We start from the raw sequence: 8272 nt of genomic DNA, 5'->3' as shown, positions 1-8272 counted from the left end.
TGACGAATTTTCATCAAATCATTTTAAGCGAATTTTTACTAATTAACCGTTATTTAACTGGCAAGGCAACATAATCTAGCTTAACCCAAGGAGCAAGCCCACCAAGCCTTTGGTGGGCTTCTTTTGTGAATTTTAATTGGTCTAGCTAAAATGACTGATCAGAATCCCAATTTTTCAACATTCCTCATTTGTCCTAGTTTGTGATTTTTGGAGAGTTCTATTATCACTTTTAATTATTTTATCAAACACTCTAAATGTTTTTGAGATATTGATTTTAACGAGTTTTTTCTATTTTCTCAAAGTATTAAACGATACATATTATATTTATGTAACGTTAATACAAGCTGATAAAAATAAAGACTGTTTCACCTATTCGAGATAAAAAAATAGAAGATATGTTAAAAATTTTGTTTAGTACCTTATATAGAGAAAGAAATCTTTTAATATTTTCTATAGGCATAAATACTGCGTGTATAATTTATGATTTACGTCAATTAAAATTATCTGATGTTAAGGATTCTGTAGAATAAAATTATTAGTCAACTCTCATTTTAGACGAGAGTTTTTTTGCTCATAAAAAATATTACTAGCATACCCACAGGTGACACTTTTTATTCACAATTAAAAAAATACACAATGTTATACCAAGTAATTTTCTATATATTGAAGCCAAACTCAAAACAGGAATCTAACGAAAAACAGATTACTGTTTTAATATTTTTCTGAAAAGACATTTGTCTAACAATTACATAAAACGCTTTCATATAATGCAACCATTTATAGACTAGTGACGTTGATTCAGTACGAAAATTACTTTAAAATCATATAAAAAGAGGGGATAACTACTATGGATATAGATAATTTGATTAAAAGATACTCAACTGCAACTCAACTATTAGAGTATTGTCCTTATAAAATTCTTCGAGAAATTATAATTGTAGAATTTTCAAAAGGAGATTTTTTTCTAACTCGTGGTAACATCTATGATCATGTTTTTTATATAGTAAATGGAACTGTAGATATTTTTATTGATAATTTTAAGGACAAACAAATTATTTTAGATTCTTATGAATCCGGAAATTTTATTGGTGAGCATGAAATATTTAATAGTCAGCCTTTTAGTTCTTCAGTAGTTTCAACGAGTAAAATCATTTTGTTGAAAATACCAAGAAAACAATTTCTTGAATGGTTATCCTTAGATAATCATCTGAATAATATTCTTATAAATTCTTTATGCAACCAAATATATAAACTAAGCAATTTGGTGGAAACATACTCTTTATTGACTACAAAGGAACAAGTCTGTTTGATACTTTCTCAACTTTCACCAGATAACAGTATTATTTCAAGAAATAGCTTGTTAAAAAAAATTTCTTCGACTACTAGAAGCGTCGATAGAGTTTTGTTAGAACTAAAGTCAAAACAAATAATTATGAATAGCAATGGAAATATACAAGTTAATGATTTTGATTTATTAGAAAAATTTGGAGGTAGTATATGACAAATATTGAAGAGGTAGAAGCTCATATTCAGTTAGGAAATTCGATTAATGTTAAAAAAGCAATAATCGCAGGTGATCCAGCTAGAGTTTCCAAGATAGCAAAATTTTTAGATAATCCGTCAGAACTGAAGTTTAATAGAGAATTCAAATCAATTGTAGGTTACTATCGTGGAGAAAAAATTTTAATTTTATCAACAGGTATTGGAGCCCCTTCAACTGCAATAGCGATTGAAGAATTATTTAATATTGGTGTAAGCCAAATTGTACGAGTAGGTAGTTGTGGATCTCTTAATGATAATTTGGGTATTGGAGATGTCGTCGTTGCTACAGGAGTGGTTCGCGAGGACGGCTTGTCTAAAGAATATTTACCTTTGTCATTTCCCGCATGTCCAAACAATACTTTTCTAGAATCTTCTTTTAGAATTTCTACAAAAGATATTAAATATGGGATAATAAGAAGTCATGATGGATTTTACATGAAAACTAATTATCAAAAAGAATCCTTTTGGTCTGAATACAATGTGCTTGCATCAGATATGGAAACAAGTATTTTGTATGTCATTGCAGCTGTACGCGGAATTAAAGCGCTGTCTATTTTAAATACAGTAGTAGAATTCAATGAATCGTTAGAAGAGGGGGTTAATGACTTGGTGAACGGTAATGCAAAAATGCTGAAGGGAGAAAAAACATCTATACAATTAGCTTTAAAAATTCTAACAGAAGGAGATTAATTATGAAGAAAGTACATTCACTTTTAAACAGCAAACAATGGGACATCGGTTGGATCTCTCTAGGAATAATTTTAGTTATTATAAGTACTATTATAAGTAGCAACGGAAATATTACTTTAACAACGGTTACCTCTTTTTTAGGCAGTATCATAGGAATGACAGTTGTATTATTAGCTAACCAATCAGGTAAATTCGCTACAGGGTTAGGAGTAGTTGGTGCCTTATTTGATACTTTTAACAATTATATGTTTGGCTTATCTGGAATGATGTTTGTGGGAATTTATGCATTTTTTATTTATTTGAAAGGTTTCTTTTCGCTAGGTAAACAAATAGCAGTTACTAAAGTTACTAAATCTAACTTAATCGTATCACTATGCATTGCAGTTGCAGGAGGCATCTTATTACTTACTTATGGCTCAACAATACTTCCTAATAATGCGCCACAATGGGTCATATACTGTAACGCACTTGTATTCATCATACAAGTAGTTTCCCAATATTTGATGGTTGAAGGTAAAGCAATCGGTTGGGTAGGGTTTACAGTGATTAATGTAATTAATTTATGCTTACAATCATATGTTTATATAAGTGGCGCCAATCCAGCAGCTCTAGTATATTTAGCTATGACATTTATGTTTTTACTAAACTCAGTAAAAGCACTTGTCTTATGGTATGGGTTTGGAGAATAGAGAGGAGAACTAAAATGAAAACTACTTTAATAATCGATCATCCTTGGGATAAGAGTTTTAATCATGCACTAAAGAATAATTTAGTTAATCAACTAAAGGAAAATCATGTCGATTACCATCTTGTTGACCTATATAAAGACGGATTCAACCCTATACTTGAAACAAAAGATTTAGCAACTTATCAAGCAGGTCTTTCAAGTGATCCCATAGTCAATAAATATATTAACATATTGAGAGATACTAATAAACTTATCATTATTTTTCCAATATGGTGGTATAGTTGTCCGGCAGGATTTAAAGGATTCATGGACAAGGTTTTTCTAGATGGGGTAGCTTTTCACGATGATGGGTCCGGACTTAAACCTTTATTAAATATTAAATCTGCACATATTTTTACAACTTCTGAACAGCCAACAGATAGTTTACGTGAAAGATGTGAGAATTCATTTGAAGGTCAAATTATTACTACTTTAAAGGATATTGGTATTGAAAATGTGTATTGGGACAATTTAGGGACTATTAGTACCTTAACTGATAGTGAAAGACAGAATTTTATAACCTCAGCCAGTAAAATAATACGTACGTGTAATGAATGAAAATTCTTTTTATATTTTTCAAAAGTGTTGCTTGTGGACATACCCAAAGGTGACGCTTTTTATTTTGTCATTAATATTGCTATAAAGGCTTATATCGAATTTTTTTAATGTAACTTTTGAGTGTATATTAATTATGATTGAAACTGTCCGTTATAGGTATACTTATAATGGACTTTTTGTTTTTTTGACAATATACGAACTACACCTGCCTATTTTAGATGTCCATTAAATATATGAGTTACAAATATTTACAATTTATTTGTGCAAAACTCTTAGATTCACATAAAAAACTATAAAAATTCAATAATATTTCATAATTAAAAAAACTTATGGTATTATAAAACAATAAGAAAGCGTTATTAAAAATAAAGGGGTATATCTCATGAAAAAAATTGTTTTAAGTATAGGCTTGTTGGCTGGATTAGGTTTCGGTTTATGCTCTGGGATAGAAGCAAAAGCTGAAAACTTGGGGTTAGAGAATCTCTTGTTCAGGTCGTATAATCCGAATTCTGGAGAACATTTTTTTACTACTGATTATGCGGAAGCAAGTTGGTTAGCTAGTCAAGGTTGGATTGGGGAACAAACTGCTTGGAGTGTCCCAGAAAAAGGTGATATTGTTTATCGTCTATACAATCCGAATGCAGGAGACCATATCTATACTAAAAGTATCGTAGAATACGACTGGTTAGCTGAACAAGGTTGGACTCAAGAAGGGAAATCTTTCTTAAGTGATACTAGAGATGATATACCAGTTTATCGTAGTTATAACAAGAATGCTTTAAAAGCAGGTGCTCACATGTTTACTACTAATAAAAGTGAACATGATGGTCTTATTAATATAGGATGGAATAATGAAGATATATCATTTTATGCAGAATCTTCTTATTCTAAACTAGAAAAAGAAGTTACCTATTGCGAATCCACATTCAAAGAAGAAGACTATCCCACTACTGATTTTGCAGAATTCGAAGCTGCTTTAACTACTGTTAAAGCGACTTTAGAAAATCCAAATTCAACTAAAAATGACTTGTTGCAAGCTTCCATTGATTTGCATAATGCTGCTTCAAAACTTCTATCGACAGTCGAATAATATCAGATAAGAAACTTAAGGAGGTTCACTATGAAAAAATTAATAAAAGTTTCTATGCTAGTTGGTTTGTCTATCATTGGTTTAAATATTTATTCAATTAATAGTTTTGCAGAGGAAATTCCTAGTAATGAAGTTGACAAAAGTATATTAAGTGAACAAGAAAACAGTCAGATACAAGCAGTGACTGATTCTGAAATATCAACCTCTACGATTCAAGATGATTCTTACGAATTAGAAAAACAAAAAGCTTTAGATGCAGGGTATACTTTATAACAGTTTGAAGCAATTATGTCTATGCCCAAATATGATGCTGTTACCTCGAAACCTGAAACTAGTACGTCGATGACTGTAGATCAACAGAAAGTTGTTAATTTAGCAATAGATTTGGCAAAGAGAAATATTCCATATGTTTGGGGAGGAAAAACTCCCTCAGGGTTTGATTGTTCAGGATTAACACGATATATATACTTGAATACAGTTGGAGTAAATATAGGAGATTGGACAGTACCTCAAGAATCCAGCGGAAAAGAAGTTAGTTTATCTTCATTGAAACCAGGCGATTTGTTATTTTGGGGATCTAGAGGTAATACGTATAACGTGGCCCTCTATATTGGAAATGGACAGTACGTCCATGCGCCTCAACCGGGTGAATATGTTAAAGTCGCAAATATTGACTGGACATACTTTGCACCGAGCTTTGCTAGACGGGTGCTGAGTGATGCTCCAGTAAATAGACCTAGTACCAATGGACAACGGAATAATGAACAATTTGTATTCAGAATGTACAATGCTAATGGTGGCAGCCATCATTATACTACGGAAGTTAGTGAAGCCTCTGGCCTACAAGATGTTGGTTGGAAATATGAAGGAGTTGGATGGGCGGCACCAAAAACTGGCAACAATGTTTATCGATTATACAATTCTAATAATGGACGTCATATGTACACATTAAGTGCAGGTGAAAGAGATAGTTTAGTACAAGCCGGTTGGAAATACGAAACAATTTCTTGGAAATCTGGTGGAAACATAAAAGTCTACCGTGTCTATAACCCGAATGCAAAAGGTTCTCAAGAAAGTCATGTGTATACGACAAGTACGCCTGAATATAAAAATTTAGTGAACGCTGGTTGGAAATATGAAGGAATAGCGTGGTATGCTCTCCGTGAAATGCAATAAATCTAGATTTATTGCATTGGATTTACGATAATTTATATTAATTTTATTGAAAAGTCAAAAAGGTTTCTTCTTTTTGACTTTTTTTAAATAAGAATCAAAGAGCGCAAAATGAAATAAGGAGTGTTAAAAAAATGAATGATTCAAGCGTAGTTAAAATAAAATACTGTAGCATACCTATATTACTTTTCCTCTCATTTTTACTGGTTTTTCCTACCACTACTAATGCGGAAGAAAAACCTCCAACTCCACTGTTAATTGGTATTAAAAATCAAATGAATTCCGTAATCTCCGGACAAACAGGAGAATTAGAATATTATTTCACAACAGTTCCGGAAATTTCCGCAAAAGGAAACGTACAATTTACTTCTTCCAATCCAGATGTTTTATCCATAGACAATGACGGGAAATGGATTGCTCTCAAACCTGGTGAAACAATTATATATTTCAAGGTCAAATTAAATGAAGAATCAGAAAGAAAATTTTTGGAAAAATATAGTTATGCAGATGTACCAGAAACGTATTCTTCATTTTTTCATGTCGCTGTTACTTCAGAGTTTAGTTATGTGTATAGACTTTATAATATGAATAGCGGAGAACACTTTTATACAACTGACATTCTTGAAAAAGATTCACTAACTAAATTAAGTTGGGTTGATGAAGGAGTTGCTTGGAACTCTTACAAAGGTCAAGAACGTGTGTATCGACTATATAACCCCAATACAGGCGATCACCATTTTACTACAGACAGACCTGAAGTGGATTTTCTAATTTCAAAGGGTTGGGTTGATGAAGGAGTTGCTTTTTATTCATTAAAAAGTGGGACTGAATCAATATACCGCTTGTATAATCCAAATGCGAGTGTAGGGACACATCATCTTACAAAATCAAATGATGAACGACAACAATTAATAAGTAGTGGGTGGATTGATGAAGGGATAGCCTGGTATGAAAAATAAAGAAATACCATTAATAAAAAAATATAAGCATAAGGGTCAAAAACTTAAAAGTTTTCGACCCTTATCTTTTTCTTGATATAATTGATTTTACAAAGTGTCAAAAACTTATGTCCAGAAAAGAGCGTGATTTTATGTCAGTTTTTGGTTATTCCAGAGTGAGTACTAGTAGCCAAGATTATAAAACCCAGATTAAAAAACTAGAAGATGCTGGGGCTGAAAAAATATTCAGCGAAAAATATACTGGTACAAAAAAAGAAGGTAGGAAAGAATTAGCAGAATTAATTTCTATTACAAAAACAGGAGATAAAGTGCTGGTCACAAAAATCGATCGACTAGCAAGAAGTATCGTCGATTTAAATTCAATTATTTCTTCACTAAATGAAAAAGGTGTCACAATATCATTCTTAGAAAAGGCTTTAACCTTTGAACCTCAGAAAAATGATTCAATGCAAACATTAATGATGAATATGCTAGGGAGCTTTGCTCAATTTGAAAGGGACCTAATTGTGACACGTACGCAAGAAGGGAAACAGTGGCAATGAGCAAATAATAAAAACTATAAAGAAGGGCGTCCAAAACGAGTGATAAATGAATGTTATAAACACGCCTTAGAATTAATAGAAACAATAAGTATGAGAGAGGTAGAAAAGAAGACGAATATTTCATTATCTACGCTGAAGAGGATAAAAAAGCAAGCACGCGAAGAAAATATTTTAAATACCAAACATTGATTTCCAGTATTAAATAGTAAACAAGGGATATATAAGATTTGTTCCAGCAAATTAAAAATAAAGATACCCACTAGATTGGCTACGAGATAAATAATTCATGGAGTATTTGAGAGAGGTAATATACACTGGTGGAAACTTCAATGATCGAAATGTTCTGCTATTTTCAATTGGTATAAATACAGTCTATCGCATTTATGATTTACAGCTGCTAAAGTTATGGCTTGGTAACCTATCCCTATTGAGGGACATTTCAATAGGAATAAATAGCTGGTTGTATATTCATTTACCATCAGAAATACTGATAAAGTAGCAAAAGAGTTAGGATTATAAATATGATATACTGAACGACGTAGTAAGTTTATGGCGGTTGGCTATTTCAGGGGGTGGTGCTTATGAGCATTTTCCTACTTCATAGAAGGGAATAGCATTTTTGTCTGTTGCTGAAGCAATCAGTTTAATGTTCCAGTTTGGAACACTGCTTGTTGCACTGGTTGCCTTGATGGTGACTCTTAGCAAAAACAACAAAAAATAGACCGCTGTAACTTTGGCAGGTTACGGTCTATTTTTGACTAAATAATCTAAGCCACCGTCTTAAACGGGCTACATTTTAGGGAGTTACGTATCGAGCGTAGCTCCTTTTTACGTATTAAGTATATCATGGACGATTCTTTTTTTCTAGTTTGGAAATTTTATCAATATAAAAAGATCACGAGCTTAAAATTTTCACACTATAATTTGAGTGCATTTTAATTCCTTATCTAAACATATGTTACTTCATTGATTTTATACTTATATTTACCTA

Annotated in this window: 9 protein-coding genes and 2 pseudogenes; all 11 read left to right on the top strand. The window is 31.9% G+C overall.

The features are described from left to right. Positions 1–353 precede the first annotated feature (353 nt). A pseudogene (locus tag KUA55_RS18480) lies at positions 354–512 on the top strand (site-specific integrase); the annotation flags it as partial. Between the two features lie 335 nt (positions 513–847). Continuing rightward, on the top strand, positions 848–1501 hold the full coding sequence (locus KUA55_RS17935; RefSeq protein WP_218327744.1) for a Crp/Fnr family transcriptional regulator: 654 nt from the start codon (positions 848–850) through the stop codon (positions 1499–1501). Then, positions 1498–2232, top strand: a complete 735-nt coding sequence (locus tag KUA55_RS17930) for a nucleoside phosphorylase (RefSeq protein WP_246601607.1) — start codon at positions 1498–1500, stop codon at positions 2230–2232. The genes KUA55_RS17935 and KUA55_RS17930 overlap by 4 nt, the downstream gene beginning before the upstream one ends. Positions 2233–2234: 2 nt before the next feature. Continuing rightward, positions 2235–2921 (top strand): nicotinamide mononucleotide transporter, encoded by a 687-nt coding sequence (locus KUA55_RS17925; RefSeq protein WP_218327743.1) that lies wholly within the window; start codon positions 2235–2237, stop codon positions 2919–2921. Between the two features lie 14 nt (positions 2922–2935). Next, on the top strand, positions 2936–3517 hold the full coding sequence (locus tag KUA55_RS17920) for an NAD(P)H-dependent oxidoreductase (RefSeq protein ID WP_218327742.1): 582 nt from the start codon (positions 2936–2938) through the stop codon (positions 3515–3517). Positions 3518–3899: 382 nt separating this feature from the next. Continuing rightward, a complete protein-coding gene (locus KUA55_RS17915; RefSeq protein WP_218327741.1) occupies positions 3900–4607 on the top strand; it encodes a hypothetical protein in 708 nt (235 codons plus the stop codon). A 30-nt stretch (positions 4608–4637) separates the two neighbouring features. Then, the gene (locus tag KUA55_RS17910; RefSeq protein ID WP_218327740.1) at positions 4638–4880 is read left to right on the top strand and encodes a hypothetical protein; all 243 of its coding nucleotides are present in this window, start codon (positions 4638–4640) and stop codon (positions 4878–4880) included. A gap of 21 nt (positions 4881–4901) precedes the next feature. After that, the gene (locus tag KUA55_RS18610) at positions 4902–5783 is read left to right on the top strand and encodes an NlpC/P60 family protein (protein ID WP_281419055.1); all 882 of its coding nucleotides are present in this window, start codon (positions 4902–4904) and stop codon (positions 5781–5783) included. Positions 5784–5914: 131 nt separating this feature from the next. Continuing rightward, positions 5915–6739 carry a hypothetical protein gene (locus tag KUA55_RS17900; protein ID WP_218327739.1) on the top strand — a complete coding sequence of 275 codons (825 nt, stop codon included), beginning with the start codon at positions 5915–5917 and terminating at the stop codon, positions 6737–6739. 131 nt (positions 6740–6870) lie between these two features. Beyond that, a pseudogene (locus tag KUA55_RS17895) lies at positions 6871–7470 on the top strand (recombinase family protein). Between the two features lie 430 nt (positions 7471–7900). Continuing rightward, complete coding sequence (locus tag KUA55_RS17890; protein WP_218327738.1) at positions 7901–8002, top strand: putative holin-like toxin; 102 nt, start codon at positions 7901–7903, stop codon at positions 8000–8002. Positions 8003–8272: the final 270 nt, after the last annotated feature.

Origin of the sequence: Enterococcus alishanensis (assembly GCF_019218635.1) — a bacterium.
GTDB classification, from domain to species: Bacteria; Bacillota; Bacilli; order Lactobacillales; family Enterococcaceae; genus Enterococcus_A; species Enterococcus_A alishanensis.
This window is presented reverse-complemented; position numbering and strand designations above follow the sequence as displayed.